Origin of the sequence: Acinetobacter sp. I-MWF (genome assembly GCF_025433935.1) — a bacterium.
In the GTDB taxonomy this organism is placed as follows: Bacteria; Pseudomonadota; Gammaproteobacteria; order Pseudomonadales; family Moraxellaceae; genus Acinetobacter; species Acinetobacter guillouiae.
Genome location: NZ_JAMBAR010000001.1, coordinates 2,234,693 through 2,252,312, shown reverse-complemented (window position 1 = coordinate 2,252,312; position 17,620 = coordinate 2,234,693). Strand labels below are relative to the sequence as shown.

The following is a 17,620-nucleotide window of genomic DNA, read 5'->3' as shown; positions in this document are numbered from 1 at the left end:
TTCAGATATTTACGCTCATCAAAATCTAATTATTTCGAGCTATCCATTTCAATTTTAAATTGCCACGCGCTTAGAAAAGTACGGCAGGCTTCTTCATTCAACTGTTGTAACTCTTCAGAAGTGGGAACTGCACCACCTAATAATGTTGCAGGATACGCATAGCCCATAACAGCGCCAAGGAACGCTTTAGCTGCTGCTTCAGAATTTGAAATTTTGATAATTCCCGCATTGTTAGCTGATTCGAGAATATTGATCATCGATTTTTTGATACTTCCATACGTACGTTGTTGAACCTGCTCAAGTATTTCTGGCATTTCTACTAATGCTATAATCATTAACCTTTGAAGACGTATTACGTTAGTATTATAGAAATGATTTTGAACAGTTTGGCCTATTTGTATTAATAGCTGCTCTAACATCATTATTTCATTTAAATTATTCTTCTCATCAAATGGTGTCTCCATTTCTGCTTTGAAGTTTTCAAAAATTTCAATGAGTAGAGCTGTTTTTGTTGGGAAGTGATTATAAAGTGTCTGTCTCGTAGTTCCTGCTTTTACCGCAATTTTATCTAGACTTACATCTAAACCATGTTCAAGAAATTGCTCACGTGCTGCCAAAATAATATTTGGACGAGCTTTAGAAGGACGTCCTCGACTTTTCTTTAACATAATTAACCTGAATCGCGGATAAGAAATTGACTAAAAAAAGAGGATAGAGGCATCAGTTGAGTTACCACACAAAACTCACAACCCAGTCCTTATGTTAGATAGTACCCAATTATTCTGTCTAATTGATGATTTCTTTCTAGAATTTGAATCAATTTATTGGAAATTCTTAAAGCAAAACCATAGATGCTTTAGGATTCCTCACTCAATGCTCAGTATTAACTCGTCCCATTTGTTTAGAAGCCTACCTTGTTATCAACATATAATTCATCTGATCAAAAGCAAGATTCAGGTTAATTACAATTTTCAATCTATCAATATTATTTACTTTACAGTAAAGTAAATAAATTATCTATAAGTCTATGGTTCTAGATATGCCTGATTTGAGATTTCCTTGTTATAAAATATTTTTTTCCGTTGTTTTACTCCCTTTTATAAATGGGTGTGATTCAGACCAACCTGTAAAAAAAGCCACACAGCAGGTGAGTGTGATGACGATAACTCCTGAAACTATAGAAACTGACCGCGTATTAGCTGGCCGGACAGTTGCATCTGAAGTCTCACAAGTTAGACCTCAAGTAAATGGTGTAGTTGTTGCGCAGCTATTCCAAGAGGGTTCATATGTTAAAAAGGGGCAGCCGCTTTATAAAATTGATTCAACGCTTTATCGAGACAGTCTTGCAGAGGCATTAGGTAATTTTGAATTGGCTCAGGCAACGGTAAATTCAACTCGCCTTCAAGCTGAACGTTATGAGCAATTAATTAGTGTCAATGGTGTTAGTCGTCAGGAGCTTGATGATGCGAGAGCAGCTTATGCGCAAGCAAAGGCTGCAGTGAACGTTAATAAAGCATTGTTAAAAACTGCACAAACCAATCTTAACTATACTCAAATCACAGCTCCAATTTCGGGGAGAATCGGTCGATCTGCGATTACCCGTGGAGCCCTTGTAACATCTAGTCAAGTAGATGCTCTAGTAACTATTCAGAATTTAGATCCAATGTATGTAGATTTAACTCAATCCAGTGATGAATATATGGCGCTTCGGAAACAACTTACAGAAGATGGAATAGAGCCTGAGGAGTTAACTGTAAGTTTGGAGTTGAATAATGGAATGAACTATCAAGAAAAGGGAACTTTTAAGTTTAGTGATACCACAGTAGATGAAGCAACTGGGAGTATCACATTAAGAGCTTCATTTGCAAATCCGAATCAATCTTTATTGCCAGGAATGTATGTGCGGGCACAACTTGGTACAGGACCACGTCCAAAAAGTTTATTAATTCCCCAAGGGATTGAAATTAGAAATGCTGATAGTAAGGCATTTGTATGGGTTATTGGACAAGGGAATAAAATTGAACAAAGAGCGATTACGTTAGGCGAAGCCATAGACAATCGATGGTTAGTATTATCTGGTTTGCGTTCTGGAGATAAAGTTGTTGTCGAAGGTCTGCAAGGATTAAGTGCAGGTATGACCGTTGAGCCTACACTCATTCGCTGAGGAATTTTCGTATGCTGTCTAGTTTTTTTATCGCTCGTCCGATATTCGCGTGGGTACTGTCCATATGCATTATGGCGATGGGTGCAATTTCCATTTTCACTTTATCTGTTGAGCAATATCCTGATATTGCACCTCCCGGTGTAAATGTAACAGCAAACTATCCTGGTGCATCAGCCAGTACAGTTGAAGATAGTGTTACTCAAATATTAGAGCAACAAATTAAAGGAATTGATGGTTTACTTTATTTTTCATCTACAAGTAGTTCAGCCGGTCAGGCTCGTATTAGTTTGAGTTTTGATCAAAATACGAATCCTGATACAGCTCAAGTCCAGGTACAGAACGCAGTAAATCAGGCATTGAGTCGTTTACCACAAGAAGTTCAACAACAGGGCATAACCGTTACAAAGTCTCAAGGAGACAGTTTGTTAGTTTTTGCTCTTTATGATGAAAGTGGTGCTAGATCAGATGTTGATATATCTGATTACATGGTAAGTACACTTCAAGACCCACTAAGTCGGGTAGATGGGGTTGGTGAGGTCACAGTATTTGGTGCGCAATATGCGATGCGAATATGGCTTGATCCGCATAAGCTAAATAGTTATAGCTTGATGCCATCCGATGTTAGAGTTGCTATTGAAGCTCAAAATACTCAAATCACAGCAGGTGAGCTTGGAGCTTTACCGACTAAAGAAAACCAAGCTTTAAATGCAACTGTTACTGCATTGTCTCGTTTACAAACGGTAAGTCAATTTGAAAATATTATTTTGCGGACTGAGCCAAATGGCAGTGTAATATTGCTAAAAGATGTTGCTCATGTCGAACGAGGCGCAGAAAATTATCAGACGACCACGAGATTGAATGGTAAATATGCTTCAGGTATGTCAATTCAGTTAGCGTCAGGTGCAAATGCTCTTGAAACAGCTGAACGTGTTAAAGCAGAGGTTTCAAGATTAACAGCATCCATGCCAGCAGGTTTAAAGGTGGCATATCCACGTGATAGTACTCCATTTGTAGAAGCATCTGTTCAAGGCGTGATTAAGACCCTAGCTGAGGCAATCTTCCTTGTCATTATTGTGATGTTCGTGTTTTTACAAAGTTGGCGCGCCACATTAATTCCTGCAATTGCTGTTCCAGTGGTTTTGTTAGGTACCTTTGGAATTCTGAGTGTATTGGGTTATACCATTAACACATTGACATTGTTCGCGATGGTATTGGCGATTGGACTCTTGGTTGATGATGCAATTGTCGTTGTAGAAAATGTTGAGCGTGTAATGCATGAGCAAGGTCTTGATCCAAGAGAAGCTACGCTTATTTCTATGAAAGAAATTTCAGGTGCGTTAGTTGGTATCGCGATGGTCTTGTCTGCTGTATTTCTACCGATGGCTTTTTTTGGTGGTTCCGTAGGGATGATTTATCGGCAATTTTCTGTGACATTAGTCTCAGCGATGGTGCTTTCTGCTGTGGTTGCCCTAACTTTATCTCCAGCTTTATGTGCTACTTTACTTAGACCTAACAATCATCAGCATAAAAAGAGACGTTTCTTTACTTGGTTCAATCAAAAAGTAGAGCTAAGTCAGTCCAAATACCGTAATGTACTCGTTAAGATCATCAATAAACCTAAAATATTTGTGGTTTTATTTGTTGTGATCACTGCTTTATTAGGGTGGCAATACACACGAATGAATACGGGCTTCCTCCCACAAGAAGATCAGGGTTCTGTCATGGTCCAATTTAGTACGCCTGTGGGCTCGACCTTAGCTGAAACCCAAGAAATAGGTAACCAAATTTCAGAGTATTTCATGACGAATGAGAAAGATAACTTAAATGTTATTTTTATGGTTATGGGACGAAATAATGCTGGTAGCGGTCAGAATGTAGGTATGGCATTTGCCAGTCTAAAACATTGGGATGATCGTAAGGGAGAAGATAATACTGCCGAGGCAATTATTTCTCGTGCAAATGCACATTTTCGCTCAATGAAACAAGCGCGGGTTCAAGTACTTTCTCCGTCAGCGGTACGTGGATTAGGTCAATCCAGTGGATTTGAATTATGGATGCAAGATGCGGAGGGTAAAGGGCGTGATGCTTTGTTAGCTGCACAAAGTACGGTTCTAAAAGAGGCAAGTGCAGATCCTGGACTTGCTGCGGTTCGATTAAATGGACTCGAAGATAAATCTCAATTACAGGTCAATATTGATCAACGTAAGGCAAGTGCATTCGGTTTAGCACAGACTGATATTAGTAGTACTTTATCAACTGCATGGGGTGGTTCATATATTAATGACTTCATTGATAGAGGTCGTGTCAAACGCGTTTATTTACAAGGTGATGCGGCATATAGGTCATTACCACAAGACATTGGTCAGTGGTATGTAAGAGGAACGACAGGAGAAATGACACCATTTGCTAGTTTCTCATCTGTTAATTGGCAAATGGGACCGCAGATGTTGCAACGTTTTAATGGTCTTTCATCTGTTCAGCTTCAAGGTTCTGCCGCAACTGGTGAAAGTTCAGGGGCTGCAATGAATAAAATGCAACAGTTAATTGATCAACAACAAGGCTTTAGTCTTCAATGGAGTGGCTTGTCTTATCAAGAAAAGTTAGCGAGTGGTCAGACGATTTGGTTATATTTGGCATCTATCATATTTATTTTTTTATGCTTAGCTGCATTATATGAGAGTTGGTCAATTCCATTCTCCGTTTTGCTTGTTATCCCTCTTGGATTAATTGGTGCTGTTATTGCAGCCAGTATTGCAGGATATGTTAATGACATTTATTTTCAGGTCGCGATGCTGACAACCATTGGTCTTTCAGCTAAAAATGCGATTCTTATTGTAGAGTTTGCAGAAGCGAAACTAGCAGAGGGCCAGTCATTAATGGAGGCTGTTATTGAGGGTGCAGGTCAAAGATTAAGACCCATTATCATGACCTCATTGGCATTTGTTGCTGGTGTTTTACCACTGGCAGTTTCAACAGGAGCTGGTGCAGCGAGTAGAAGAGAAATTGGTATAGCTGTAACAGGAGGGATGATATCCGGCACATTGCTTTCAATTTTCTTTGTTCCATTATTTTTCTTTTTGGTACGCAAGGTATCTATAAGATTGAAAGTTTCTCCTAATAAATGATGTACGGCCCTTACTTATATTATGTTCATTAGGATACCCAGTAACGTGATGTATAATCTTGGATTATCACGTTACTGGGCTGTGCAATAGTGTTGTGTAGCCACAGTCTTGGATATCTTAGTTAACTTATGTTTATATAAAATCTAGTTCATAATTATAAGGAACGGAGAAATATACTTATTAAATTTAATAATTTAAACTGATAATTTTCAAAAATAGTAAATTAAGTTCATGAACTAATGACAATGATCTCAACATACATTAATTACAGGACAAAACACGTTTTCTGCTTAAAAAACGGCTTTAGCGATAATAAAAGAGTTAGAAAGGTCATAACTTAATGACTCAAAAACACCTAAAAGTAAAACCAGTGATGGCTTTACTTTTAGGAGAGTTAAATAAAATGATCTGCATTAGCAAAACTAATTTTAAGGGACAATTACAAAATCAGGATTTGCTATTGCAAAAACAGCTTCACGGTCTGCAACTGGCGGATAAATCCATACTGTATTAATTTCTTGCTTAATTTTTTTCGCCTCGTGACGTACAAATTGAACTTTTCGATCCCATCCTTCAGTGTAAAGGGCTCCCCATGGGCCTAAGTCGACACAAGTCACATACTTTGGTTGGCTATACGCATGTAATGGCAAATCTACCAATTCTGCCGCGGCATTGTAACCCGCTACGCGGCCTAGGCTCATGGCATGCTGACATGACATCACGTTAAAATTACCTAAATTGTCGGTTGGAACTTTTACAGTATCACCCGTCACAAAAATATTTTTTGTCTCTGGTGCATGTAAATAAGCATCACCTAAAATACGACCTAAATTATCTTTTTCACCTACAATTTGAGAGGTCAACGAGTTCGCTCGCATGCCCGCAGTCCAAATGACAGTTTCTGTTTCAATTCTTTCGCCGTTAGAAAGCGTTACTCCAGAAGCATCAAGTGCAGTAACGCGTAGCCCAGCTTTACCTTCAACGCCGAGTTCGCTAAGAGCTTCTTGAATTACCACTGCAGCGTCGTCACCCAATGCTGCACCAATTTCTGCTGATGAATCGACTAAAACCACACGAACATCAGTTTCAGCTAAAATGCTACGCAGGCGTTCAGGCATTTCGGCAACTGTTTCAAGCCCAGTCAGTCCACCACCAGCAACGACTACGGTATTACGTGCCGCACTTATAGGCTTATTGGCTAAACTTTTAAGATGCTGATCTAGTTTTTCAGCATCTGCTAAAGTGCTGACACTAAATCCATAGTCTTTAAGACCAGATATAGGCGGCATATAGCCAGTACTTCCCGTTGCCAAAATAAAACGGTCATAACTTAAGCTTTGTTGATCGCCGTGGATCGTTGTAATCACAAGATTTTGAGCCGCAGCATTCACTTCATTTACCCAGCCAGCGACATATTTAACATCAACGACATTTAATATGTCTAATATATCAGGATACATATTTTCAAGTACAGCTTCATAAAGACGAGGACGAATATCAACATTCGGGCTTGGGGAAACCATCAGCACTTCAATATTTTGTTCTTGCGCAGCCAAATGAATTGCTCGTTGTGCGGCAAGTGCAGCCCATAAACCAGCAAAGCCAGAACCTGCAATAATAATACGCTTACTCATTTGATTATCCTTTTGATAGATTTTTCGGACATGTAAATTCCAGCTCATCCCAAAATTTTGGGTGAGCGAATCCTTTCTCTGACTGTCCGAAAAATCTGAGAAGGGGTTTAAAAAGGTTAGGGGAGTGATTACTTTAAGACGCTAAGTCCTATCACTGCTTAGTCGGGAATATCGCGTGATATTTTACTTTTCCGCATTTTTGCTGTTCTTCCTTCGATGCGTTTATTGATCCAGCCATTCACATCACTAAAAAATACATCAGGTGCATAACGACCAAAACGGTCTGCAATATCACCAAGTGTGTGCGCGCCTAATGCATCTTGCATCGCTTTCTCGGCCTGCAACATAACTGCATGTACGGCACAAACCCCATTTGTTGCCCAATTGGGTGGGGCATTATTAAAGACTGCACATTTTCCACGTACTTCTTGGCATTCAAAAAGCGGTTTTTCACCTTCGATTGCATTCACAATATCGAGAAAACTGATTTCGTGAGCAGATCGGGCCAGTAAATACCCGCCACGAACGCCTTCTTGCGCCAAAACAAGTTTTGCCTTTTCAAGTTTAGGAAATATCTTGGCCATAAAGCTAGGAGAGACACCTTGCAATTCAGCTAAATCCTTACTACTCAATGGTTTATCTTCATTATTTACAAGAAAAAGAAGACAGTGAATCGCATACTCGACGCTACTAGTGATATAAGCCATTTCATTTCATAATTGATCAATTACAAACACAGACTAATGCAGTCTGTGTTTTAAGTCAACCATAAAACTAAGATAAAGTTAGTCCTAGTTTTATTGAAAGACAAAATAAATAATAAGAATAGGGTTATATTACTGATATATAAATACTTTTAAAGGATAATTGAGGGACGTAAATAATTTAAAATGATTGAAAAAAATTAAGAACGCCACCAATAATTTTCGACATTTGGCTGGTTTAAGTTCAATACTTCACCCATTTGAGGGGTACTTATTGCTAAGCTATTTTGCTGAGCCAAAGCCACGATACGTTCAAATGGGTCATCCCAAGCATGAAGGGCCAAGTCAAAAGTCCCATTATGGACAGGTAACAAATGACGTCCTTTTAAATCGATATGCGCTTGTAAAGTTTGCTCAGGTTGCATGTGAACATCTGGCCATTCTGGATCATACGCCCCAGTTTCTAGCATGGTAAGATCGAAAGGACCATAACGATGTCCAATCTCTTTAAACCCATCGAAATAACCAGTATCGCCACTAAAAAACACCCGTAGATCATTATCAATAATCACCCACGATGCCCAAAGCGTTGCGTTGCTATCACTCATACCACGGCCTGAAAAATGATGGGCAGGGGTAGCAATCAGCTTAAGACCATCTACATGGGTTGTTTCCCACCAGTCAAGTTGTTGAACCTTTTCAGTTGGCACGCCCCATTTAATCAGTGTGTCACCAACACCAAGTGGTGTTAAGAAGTGTTCAACTTTGTCTTTGAGTTGGATTACTGCATGGTAATCGAGATGGTCATAGTGGTTATGCGACAAAATCACACCTTTAATGGGAGGTAAGTCCGCAATGCTAATCGGTGGTTGGTGAAAACGCTTTGGGCCAATCCACTGAAAAGGCGATGCACGTTCAGAAAAAACAGGATCGGTTAACCAAAATTCATTACGCAATTTTAATAAAATGGTCGAATGCCCAAGACGAAATAAAGAACGGTCTGGTGCACTCATGAGTTGTTCTTTTGATAAACTTAACACAGGAATTTCTCGGCTTGGCACCGTATTTTTGGGTTTGTTAAATAAAAATTTCCACATTAAGCCTAGCGTTTTTCCGAAAGAATGTATGTGCAGATTCGGCCGTGTATTGCTATATTTCCCATTGTGCTGCTGTGATGACATGAAGGGAGAAGGCAAGTCTGTTGCGTTTGAAATTGTCATTTTATTTTCCTTGAGTGGAGCAAGCTATATCTGTAAATAAGAACTTGAGATAAGTGCTTATTTTGATTTATTTAAATGAGTATTTAATCACTCATTAATTAATTTAAAAAAATAAGAATGCTGCACATCCTTACTTTAGTCTTTATCTACATTGAAACTGCATGCCAAAAAGCTTCAAAACCTGACTTCCGATAAAGATCAGCTTGAGAAGGGTCTTGAGCAATAAAGTTGAGTGTGACTTCGGCAAGTGCACCCAAAATCGAACCGATAAACAAGGGTGGATAATCTCTTAATTTGCCGTCATCAATATGTTCTTGAATAGTCCTAGTAAAATCACAAAAAGTTTGCATACCAATGTGTTTACTCTGCTCTGTAATTTGTTCTGAAGTCGACAACTGTGCCATCACTTTACGTTTGAGTGGGGCATCTAAACTCCAGTCCAAATAGCTTTGCCAGATATAAAACATTTGGCTTTGTAGGTCTGAATTGTTCGGATAATTCAGCATTATGACCTGACGCAGTTCAGCCTTTAGCGAAAGGTATAATTGGTTAAGTAATTCCTCTTTATTACTGAAATAAGTAAATAAAGTACCTTCTGCTACACCAGCGACTTTGGCTATTTTTGAAGTAGATGCACGCTCTCCAAGTTCTGCCAATGTTTCAATAGCAGCATTTAAAATTGCATTACGTTTATCTTCACTACGAGGACGGGCCATAGACAAATATATTAATTGAGTGATTACTCAATCATACATAAAAATAGATAAAGCGCAAGATATATATTTTAAAAGGGATGGGCTTTTCAAGATCACAAGCTATAGATGCATCACATAGACAGGGCCACACAGCAAAGTTAGCGCTTTAATTAATAGTCATAATTATAATTTCGGCAACTGATAAGACGCGAGAAATTATTGATCACTGTATGGAATCACGTGAGTCAGGTAATGCTTCTATAGAATAGAACTATTTTTAAGTCTTTGATCTATATTTTAAAATTTAAATCACGACAACTTTTCAGAGATATGTGAAATCCTGAATATCTGCTGTTACAGCATGTGTAAATTGCTAGATTATCTCATCAGATTGTTTCAGTATAGATCCAGACACTCGAATTTACAGGACAATCATCATGATATTGAGATATCGTATATTTTTAAAATATCTTTCTATTTTAGGTTTTGTGGCAAGTTCTGCTGCGACTAGCGTAGCTTTCGGAAGTTCCGAGCAGGCATGGAACAAGCATGATCAGGAAATAAAAGCGGCTTGTATAAAAGCAAGTCAACTTAAAAATGCCAAGACAGTAAGCAATGTCATGCTGTTTGATGATCGTGTTAGATATTCGGCACTCTTGATTCAAGGAAAATATCCGCAAGCACATATGAAAAACAAAACAGGGCAAGAACTGTGTTTATGGAATAAGACATCGAAGAAAGCTTATTTAACTGAAGCAAATACGAAAGTACATTGAAGTCATAACCATACAAAATCGAGTAGCGATCTGATTTCAGCATAACTTATATTATGTTACTTGGGATACTCAGCAACTTGAAGATAATTTTACTGATTCAAGTTGCTGAACTGTAGCAACAACAGCATTGTGTAGCCACAGTCTTAGATATCTTATTTAACATAATATACATTATGCGAAATTAATATAATTAAAAATTTGATATAAATAGTTTTAATAATTATAAAATTTAAACCTAAGCCACACTAATCTTAATTTATTAAGACTTAAAAGCTATCAATTAATCTAGAAATGAATTTTATCTCGATGCATCTCTACAATCGTTAACCAAGCTTTGGTTGCTGGACTCATTGCTACAGTCGTATTCCAAGCCATACTTAATGTCCAATGTAATTTAGGCTCATTAAGGATTACTGAGCAAAACTTCCCCTGATCTAACTGATCACAATAAATTTTGGGTAATATGGCAATCCCCATATTAAACTCCACCATTTTGGTGATAAAGTCCCACTGGCTACTTTTACACACCACTTTTGGTTCAAAACCTACAGAATTTGCAGCCTGTATAATCATCTTATTTAATGTAAAAGAATCAGCGTAAAGTAAAAAAGTTTCTTCTCTAAGCTCATGCAAATTTACTGAATCTCTTTGATTCCAATGTGAATTTTTCTTAGCCAATAAACACATTGGTGAATCTATCACAGGAATTGCCGCAAAACTTGGTCTTAAATTACCGAGTAAAATCCCAACATCAATACTTTTATCAGCAATTGCTTCCTCAATACCATTGGCACCAACTTCTAAGAATTTCAATTGAATATCAGGATGATTCTGGTGAAATAAAGCAATTAAAGGGCTAAGTAATACCGAGCCTAATGGTGGTAAGCCTATGGTTAATTTACCTTTTTTTAACTGCTGTACTTGATCAATATTTTCAAATATTTGCTTTTGTTCATTTAAGATATTTAAAGCATGTTGATAAATTAATTCACCAATATAGGTAAGTGCAACTTCCCTTTTTCTTCCTGCTTCACCTCTTTTAAACAAAGCTGTGCCAAGTTCTTCTTCTAAATGTTTAATTGATTTACTGATTGTAGGCTGTGTCATAAACAAACGATCAGCAGCCAAAGTAAAACTTTCACAATTGACGATTTCTACAAAAATTTTAAGATTCTTAATGTCCACGAATTATTCCAAAAACGCATAATTATGGTTTAATTATTCATAATATGCTGTGATGTTTGCAACTAAAATAACTCATCTTTTTTAAATATCTGCAATAAAATGTCTACGTGTACTCAAAGCCATCAAATTTCATCAATTTATAAAGTCACACTGCAAATTGGGCTTTTAATTTTGATTTGGTGGATTGGTTCAATCATTCAAAAACAATTTAATTTACCTATTTCGGCAGCTGTGATTGGCTTATTTATGGTTTTGATTGGGCTCATGACAGGTATTTTTAAGTTAAATTGGATTAAATCAGGCTCAGATTTCATTCTAGGTGAATTGGTACTATTTTTTATTCCTTGTTTTATCGGATTAATGAAATATAAAAACTTATTTATGACTGAGGGTTGGCAACTGATTGTTGTGGTTGTACTGGGTACAATTTGTGTGATGGTATTTACTGCTTATAGTGTTCATATAGGTTTTAAACTAGAGCGGAAGTTGAAACAACGTCATGTTCATAAAACCGTACATGTATTACAGGGAGATAAATAATGTCTGCCATTTCAATATTTTGCCTAGTGATCACATTAGTCGCGTATGTGTTGGTCAAAAAACTTTATCGTAAATTTCCATATTTAATTTTATCTCCAGCAATTTTGGTTCCGATTGTTTTAATCACCATTTTACTGTCAGCGCATGTTTCTTATGATGCTTATATGCTTGATAGTCAGTGGATTATATGGATGTTAGGGCCTGCAACTGTTGCCTTTGCAATCCCAATTTTTGAATATCGCCAAATCATTAAAGAACATCTCATTTCAATTTCTATGGGTGTGGTTATTGGTATGCTTGCTGGAATGATCAGTGCATTCTACCTTGCCAAGTTATTTCATTTTGACCAAACAACAACCTATAGTCTAATGGCTCGTTCAATCTCTACACCATTTGCAATGGAACTAACAACCCATATCGGCGGTTCTGTTGAACTGGTGATTTTATTCACCATGATTACTGGGGTGACTGGTATGTTAATTGGTGATTTGGTATTAGGTGGGTTAAGGCTGAAATCAAGTTTTGCACAAGGTGCGTCTTTGGGTAATGCAGCACATGGTTTTGGTACAAGTAAAGCTTATATGCGTGATAAAGATGAAGGTGTTATTGCCAGTTTAACCATGGTTTTAGCTGGTATTTTTATGGTATTAGTTGGACCTTTTATTGTACACCTCATTGTCTATTTACTAAATTAACCCGTACAGTATCGATTTGAATGTTCTGAATCTCTTTTCTGCAAAGAGATTCATTTATCTTTGAATCGTTTGTAATGTTTTAGGTAAAAAATTAATCAATAGCAGACCAAGCAATGCTGAAAGTCCAGCAATGATAAAAATATATTCTCCTGATAATTTTTCCCAATATTGCCCAGCTAAAATACTGCCTGACGCAACGCCAAGTCCCCACATGGTACTGTATAGTGCTTGCCCTCTGCCCTGTTGTTTGGCTGCAAAGTTCTGCAAAATGACCCGCATTGCAATAATATGAAATAAACCAAAACTAAATGCATGAAAAGTTTGAGAAATAAATTGAATAATGAAACTTTCTGAAAATAAACCTGCCAAAATAAATCGAATACTGGTCATGATTAAACAAAGCGCGACTAAGCTTCGCCATGAAAAACGGTTTAGGAAGAAATTTGCATAGTTAAACATGATAATTTCAGCAATCACACCGACTGACCATAAAAAGCCAATCTGAGTTGTACTGTAACCAGCAAGTTTTAAATAATTACTATAAAAGCTATAAAATGGTGCTTGTGCAAAAAGCATAATAAATTCAATGATAAAAAATGAAAAAACCACAGGTCTTTTTAGAATGGGAAGTAATGGGTCTAATATTTTTTGTGCACTCGGTGCTGTGCTGGGTTCCTTAATCGAAAAGGACCAAATAAAAGCTGTAAATGCAATACATAACAACATCATTGGTAAATATTGAATTGCAATAACTTCTAAAATCGCTCCGATACTAAATACGCCAATAATAAATCCAATAGAACCCCATTTTCTAATTTTCCCATACAATGCTGTATGTTGATTACCCAGCCAAAACAGCGTTACACCTTCAAATTGCGCAAGTATGGCATTTTGAAAGAAGCTAAAAATCAACATCAGAAATGCAATTGATTGCATATTGTTGGGAATAATAAAAATCAAAAACCAGATTGTAGCTTCCATCCAGGTTGCCACACGTACCCACAACATTCGTTTGCCCGTTTTGTCTGCGATAAATCCCCAAATAAAGGGTGCAAATATACGGGTTAAAATGGCTATAGAGGACAGTAATCCGATTTCTTGATAATTAAATCCTTGATCTTGAAGATATAAGCTCCAATACGGTAAAAAAGTTCCAACTATTGAATAATACCAAAAGTAAAATCCACTCAGTCTGTATTGGATTGGTATAGATTGCATATCATTGCATTCACTTGTATTTTCAATATGTTATCACAATTAATGGTTGTAGTGGATTGCTGTCATTTGTTTACTAGTGACAAAAAAATAGCCCTTACATTGAAGGGCTATTTTTTGAGAATCTGTTAACGAGTTACTCGATCCCAAGCATCTTTTACTGCATGCTTTGCTTCTTCCCATTTTAAACGAGACTCTCTTTTGGTTTTTTCCCATTGAAGCTTAAGATCTGCTTCAACTTCTTCAAACTTTGTTTCATAAGGGTAATTGCTTCTAGAAGTGTACCCTAGCTGATAAGCATCACGATAATCACGATCGTAATCTACATTATCATATAAGTTAATCGTGTCTTTATAATAAGGGCGAGTGTTGTAAGTTTCACGCCAATAAACATCTTCATCAGTTGGATTTACAGCTTCAGAAATGCTTTTTCCAGCTAATCCTCCAACAACTGCACCTACTACTCCACCGACTGCAGCACCTACAGGTCCGCCAACAGCTCCAATAGCTGCACCATTTACTGCACCGCCTGCGGCTCCAACACCTGTCCCGATTGGGTGTGCGCCTGGCTCACCGGAAATTGGATCGGCATTCAATTGGTCACGTTGTTCTTTACTGAGATTCTTAACTACTTCGTTATCTATATTAGAATTTGACATATTTAATCCTCTATTTTGATAAAAGTTATTAATTCAATTAATCAATCAACGATAATCATCCTAGATTAAATATTTTTATTTAATATTACTATTTGTTATAGTTTCAAGAAGGGTTTGTACAAAATAAAATTAACTAAATTAAAATAAACTCAGCTCAAAACCCCAGCCCCATTGAGTATTGTCGTTTTAGAAATTTTTAAATAAATAACATCAAATTACAATACAACATATTAAAACCTTACCGTTAATTATTTAAAAATAAAACATTACAAAATAAAAGCTTACAGTAATATAATTTCACCCCCATTAAGACCAAAAACAAATAAAATAATCAAAAAAACCTCAATAAATCTTATAAATTATAATTACATCACAAAAATCGAACGAATAAATCATAACAAAATTAATTAATTGAGAACAGAATAACATTATTTTTAATTTTATATATTTATTCAAAAATGACATTGATAAATTAAATAAACCCATAAATCTTACATTATTAACTCAACAAAACTTAAAACTTTAAAATACTTACATCACTAATTTTTAAATGTCTTAGACTGATATTTCAACTTGAACAATAGATGAGCAAACATTATGAGTAACGTTAATGCAAACGATATTAAAGAACATGCTTCAGTAATTGCTTCATGTGGTACACAGATCGGTAAGGTTGATCATCTTGAGGGACAAGATTCAATTAAATTGACTCGAAGTGATGATGAACATAATGAACATCATCTGATTCCAATAAATTGGGTGAGTGAAATAAAAGATGGAAACGTAATTTTGAATAAAAATTCAGAAGAAGCAAGAAATGAGTGGCAAACATTGTAGATTTTATCTAAGTAATTTGCTATTTCAGGAATGCCAATCAATTTGATTGGCATTCTTGTCATCAAATGATCAGTTTTCAAATCTGGCTTATCTATCTAACTAAATTTAAAAAAGTTTAAATCATTGATGAACTAAACTCGTTTTGTCTTTATCAATATATTTATCATATTCATGTTGATATTTTTTAGCTAAGCTTAGTTTTTCATCATCTTTTAAAATTTTGCCCGATTGTTGGAAAAATTTATGCTCTTCTTCATCTAAATGATGATGTACAAGCTTACGTAGCTGATTTGCTATACGTAACCAACTCGGATTATTGAGTTCTTTTTCAGAAAGTTGCTCAAGTAGCTCATCTATTTCGTGATGCTCAGACAGAGCATGCCTTGTAATATTCAAACCTGCATCTGTCATCATAAGAGGTATGTAAAAATACCTGTCTTCAGCCACAGCATGTGCAAATAATTCATTTTTCAACAATGAGAAATAATGCTTTCTTTCTTCTGAATTGCCAGTAGTTTCAATTAACTTATCAGATAATTCTCTTTGCTTTTCATGACTAAATTTTAAGACATCAAATATGGTGAGTTGCTTACTATGGCTCATACTTTTATCCTATCGAAAAATTTATTTAATATTCAATCTTAGAGGATAAACTCATATTTATTATTGAACTCTTGTTTCAATAGTTTTTTAATTGTAATAACTGTTTATATTGTACGATCTATGAAATTCAAAAAATCATTAAGAAACCTAAATTGAGGGTATTTTTCTTCGCTGCATTCAAAGCACTACTCTCATTGTACTTAGCAATATAAAAACCATTCTTAACGCCTTCACCTTTACCAAAGTTAAGTAAAAAAGGCAGAAAATAAAGTCATATTAGCAAACTGGTACCTTAAAAAATATTAAAAGTGTATCTTATGGCAATACCACATTAAAAATACACTCTACTACTTCTTTTTAAAATCTTAGGGGTAGAGTTTATGTCTTTTCAGCATCATTCTAATGATTTTCTTCCCCCCATTATGGCTGGTTTAATTTCGGTCATTGTTAATTATGGTGGTACCTTTATTTTAATCTTCCAAGCTGCGCGGATGGCTGGTCTTAGCCCTGAACTCACTGCCTCATGGGTATGGTCTATTTCTATAGGGGTTGGTATCACAGGAATATTATTAAGTTGGTATACCCGCGAACCCATTATCACTGCATGGTCTACGCCTGCCGCTGCATTTTTAATTACGACGCTTGTAACTGTGCCATATTCCGAAGCAATTGGCGCATATTTACTTTCTGCACTGGCATTTGTGTTCTTGGGAATTACGGGCTATTTTGAAAAATTGATTCGTCTAATTCCAGCGGGTATTGCATCTGGTCTCTTGGCAGGTATTTTATTGCAATTTGGGATCGCTGCCTTTACCAATATGACAATTGATCCTTTTTTGGCGATTTCATTATTTTTTATTTACCTGATCACCAAACGTTTTTCTGCAAGATTTGCCATTATTAGTGTCTTGGTTTTTGGCTTTATTTTCTTACTTTTACAATCACGAATTGATTTCTCTGGATTTGAACTAAAATTAGCCTCGCCTATTTTTACCACACCAACTTTTTCTATAAACTCGATACTGAGTGTTGCATTACCTTTATTTTTAATTACCTTAATAGGACAATATATGCCAGGTTTACTGGTTCTTAAAAATGATGGTTTTCACACCAATGCTAAACCGATTCTTATCGTGACAGGCTTAGGCTCGTTTCTCATGGCTCCGTTTGGTACACATGCATTTAATCTTGCTGCGATCACTGCTGCAATTTGCACTGGAAAGGAATCCCACGAAGATCCATCAAAACGCTGGATTTCAGGGATTGCCGCAGGTGTGTTTTATATTCTTGTTGGAATTTTTGGTGTAACGTTAGCAGCTGCCTTTGCAGCGTTTCCAGTCGCTTTTATAAGCACTCTAGCAGGACTTGCATTATTAGGTACAATTGCTGGAAGTCTTGCAAATGCGATGAGTGATATTGATTGCCGAGAAGCCTCACTTATTACCTTTCTCGCAACGACGGCCAATATCAGTTTATTTGGTGTTGGGGGTGCATTTTGGGGTTTGGTTTTAGGTCTAATTTCATATCTTGTACTCAATGGAAAATTCAAAACCAAGACACTTTCTTGA

16 protein-coding genes and 1 pseudogene are annotated in these 17,620 nt (G+C 36.5%); 8 read left to right on the top strand and 9 right to left on the bottom strand.

The genetic code is table 11. The features are described from left to right. Positions 1 to 29: 29 nt before the first annotated feature. Positions 30 to 668, bottom strand: a complete 639-nt coding sequence (locus M2R48_RS10470) for a TetR/AcrR family transcriptional regulator (protein ID WP_262086057.1) — start codon at positions 666 to 668, stop codon at positions 30 to 32. Positions 669 to 759: 91 nt separating this feature from the next. On the opposite strand from M2R48_RS10470, the pseudogene M2R48_RS10465 reads away from it, so the two are divergent. The 3 genes and pseudogenes from M2R48_RS10465 to adeE all read left to right on the top strand — a co-directional run. After that, a pseudogene (locus M2R48_RS10465) lies at positions 760 to 942 on the top strand (IS982 family transposase); the annotation flags it as partial. A gap of 97 nt (positions 943 to 1,039) precedes the next feature. Continuing rightward, positions 1,040 to 2,164 carry an efflux RND transporter periplasmic adaptor subunit gene (locus M2R48_RS10460; protein WP_262086056.1) on the top strand — a complete coding sequence of 375 codons (1,125 nt, stop codon included), beginning with the start codon at positions 1,040 to 1,042 and terminating at the stop codon, positions 2,162 to 2,164. Between the two features lie 11 nt (positions 2,165 to 2,175). Next, positions 2,176 to 5,289 carry a multidrug efflux RND transporter permease subunit AdeE gene (adeE, locus tag M2R48_RS10455; RefSeq protein WP_262086054.1) on the top strand — a complete coding sequence of 1,038 codons (3,114 nt, stop codon included), beginning with the start codon at positions 2,176 to 2,178 and terminating at the stop codon, positions 5,287 to 5,289. A gap of 428 nt (positions 5,290 to 5,717) precedes the next feature. Here the strand turns inward: adeE and M2R48_RS10450 are convergent, their stop codons facing one another. The 4 genes from M2R48_RS10450 to M2R48_RS10435 all read right to left on the bottom strand — a co-directional run bounded on the left by M2R48_RS10450 (position 5,718) and on the right by M2R48_RS10435 (position 9,563). Continuing rightward, on the bottom strand, positions 5,718 to 6,923 hold the full coding sequence (locus M2R48_RS10450; protein ID WP_262086053.1) for an NAD(P)/FAD-dependent oxidoreductase: 1,206 nt from the start codon (positions 6,921 to 6,923) through the stop codon (positions 5,718 to 5,720). Between the two features lie 158 nt (positions 6,924 to 7,081). Beyond that, positions 7,082 to 7,630, bottom strand: coding sequence for an RrF2 family transcriptional regulator (locus M2R48_RS10445; RefSeq protein WP_262086051.1), 549 nt, complete (start codon positions 7,628 to 7,630; stop codon positions 7,082 to 7,084). 197 nt (positions 7,631 to 7,827) lie between these two features. Then, positions 7,828 to 8,847 carry an MBL fold metallo-hydrolase gene (locus M2R48_RS10440; protein WP_262086050.1) on the bottom strand — a complete coding sequence of 340 codons (1,020 nt, stop codon included), beginning with the start codon at positions 8,845 to 8,847 and terminating at the stop codon, positions 7,828 to 7,830. Between the two features lie 146 nt (positions 8,848 to 8,993). Continuing rightward, entirely contained in the window at positions 8,994 to 9,563 is a 570-nt protein-coding gene (locus M2R48_RS10435; protein ID WP_034613038.1) for a TetR/AcrR family transcriptional regulator, read from the bottom strand. A 416-nt stretch (positions 9,564 to 9,979) separates the two neighbouring features. Between M2R48_RS10435 and M2R48_RS10430 the strand changes: the two genes are divergently transcribed. Then, positions 9,980 to 10,318, top strand: a complete 339-nt coding sequence (locus M2R48_RS10430) for a hypothetical protein (RefSeq protein ID WP_262086049.1) — start codon at positions 9,980 to 9,982, stop codon at positions 10,316 to 10,318. Positions 10,319 to 10,603: 285 nt separating this feature from the next. Here the strand turns inward: M2R48_RS10430 and M2R48_RS10425 are convergent, their stop codons facing one another. Next, the gene (locus tag M2R48_RS10425) at positions 10,604 to 11,503 is read right to left on the bottom strand and encodes a LysR family transcriptional regulator (RefSeq protein ID WP_262086048.1); all 900 of its coding nucleotides are present in this window, start codon (positions 11,501 to 11,503) and stop codon (positions 10,604 to 10,606) included. A gap of 99 nt (positions 11,504 to 11,602) precedes the next feature. On the opposite strand from M2R48_RS10425, the gene M2R48_RS10420 reads away from it, so the two are divergent. Together M2R48_RS10420 and M2R48_RS10415 are read left to right on the top strand one after the other, a co-directional pair. After that, entirely contained in the window at positions 11,603 to 12,043 is a 441-nt protein-coding gene (locus tag M2R48_RS10420; protein ID WP_262086047.1) for a CidA/LrgA family protein, read from the top strand. After that, entirely contained in the window at positions 12,043 to 12,738 is a 696-nt protein-coding gene (locus tag M2R48_RS10415; RefSeq protein ID WP_004821497.1) for an LrgB family protein, read from the top strand. Before M2R48_RS10420 ends, M2R48_RS10415 begins: the two co-directional genes overlap by 1 nt. Positions 12,739 to 12,792: 54 nt before the next feature. Here the strand turns inward: M2R48_RS10415 and M2R48_RS10410 are convergent, their stop codons facing one another. After that, the gene (locus M2R48_RS10410; RefSeq protein WP_262086046.1) at positions 12,793 to 13,956 is read right to left on the bottom strand and encodes an MFS transporter; all 1,164 of its coding nucleotides are present in this window, start codon (positions 13,954 to 13,956) and stop codon (positions 12,793 to 12,795) included. 125 nt (positions 13,957 to 14,081) lie between these two features. Then, positions 14,082 to 14,612: a hypothetical protein gene (locus M2R48_RS10405; RefSeq protein ID WP_262086044.1), complete on the bottom strand. Its 531-nt coding sequence runs from the start codon at positions 14,610 to 14,612 to the stop codon at positions 14,082 to 14,084. A gap of 597 nt (positions 14,613 to 15,209) precedes the next feature. On the opposite strand from M2R48_RS10405, the gene M2R48_RS10400 reads away from it, so the two are divergent. After that, positions 15,210 to 15,449: a DUF2171 domain-containing protein gene (locus M2R48_RS10400; protein WP_262086043.1), complete on the top strand. Its 240-nt coding sequence runs from the start codon at positions 15,210 to 15,212 to the stop codon at positions 15,447 to 15,449. A 120-nt stretch (positions 15,450 to 15,569) separates the two neighbouring features. Here the strand turns inward: M2R48_RS10400 and M2R48_RS10395 are convergent, their stop codons facing one another. Beyond that, entirely contained in the window at positions 15,570 to 16,052 is a 483-nt protein-coding gene (locus tag M2R48_RS10395) for a hemerythrin domain-containing protein (protein WP_262086042.1), read from the bottom strand. A gap of 380 nt (positions 16,053 to 16,432) precedes the next feature. Between M2R48_RS10395 and M2R48_RS10390 the strand changes: the two genes are divergently transcribed. Then, positions 16,433 to 17,620, top strand: a complete 1,188-nt coding sequence (locus tag M2R48_RS10390) for a benzoate/H(+) symporter BenE family transporter (protein WP_262086041.1) — start codon at positions 16,433 to 16,435, stop codon at positions 17,618 to 17,620.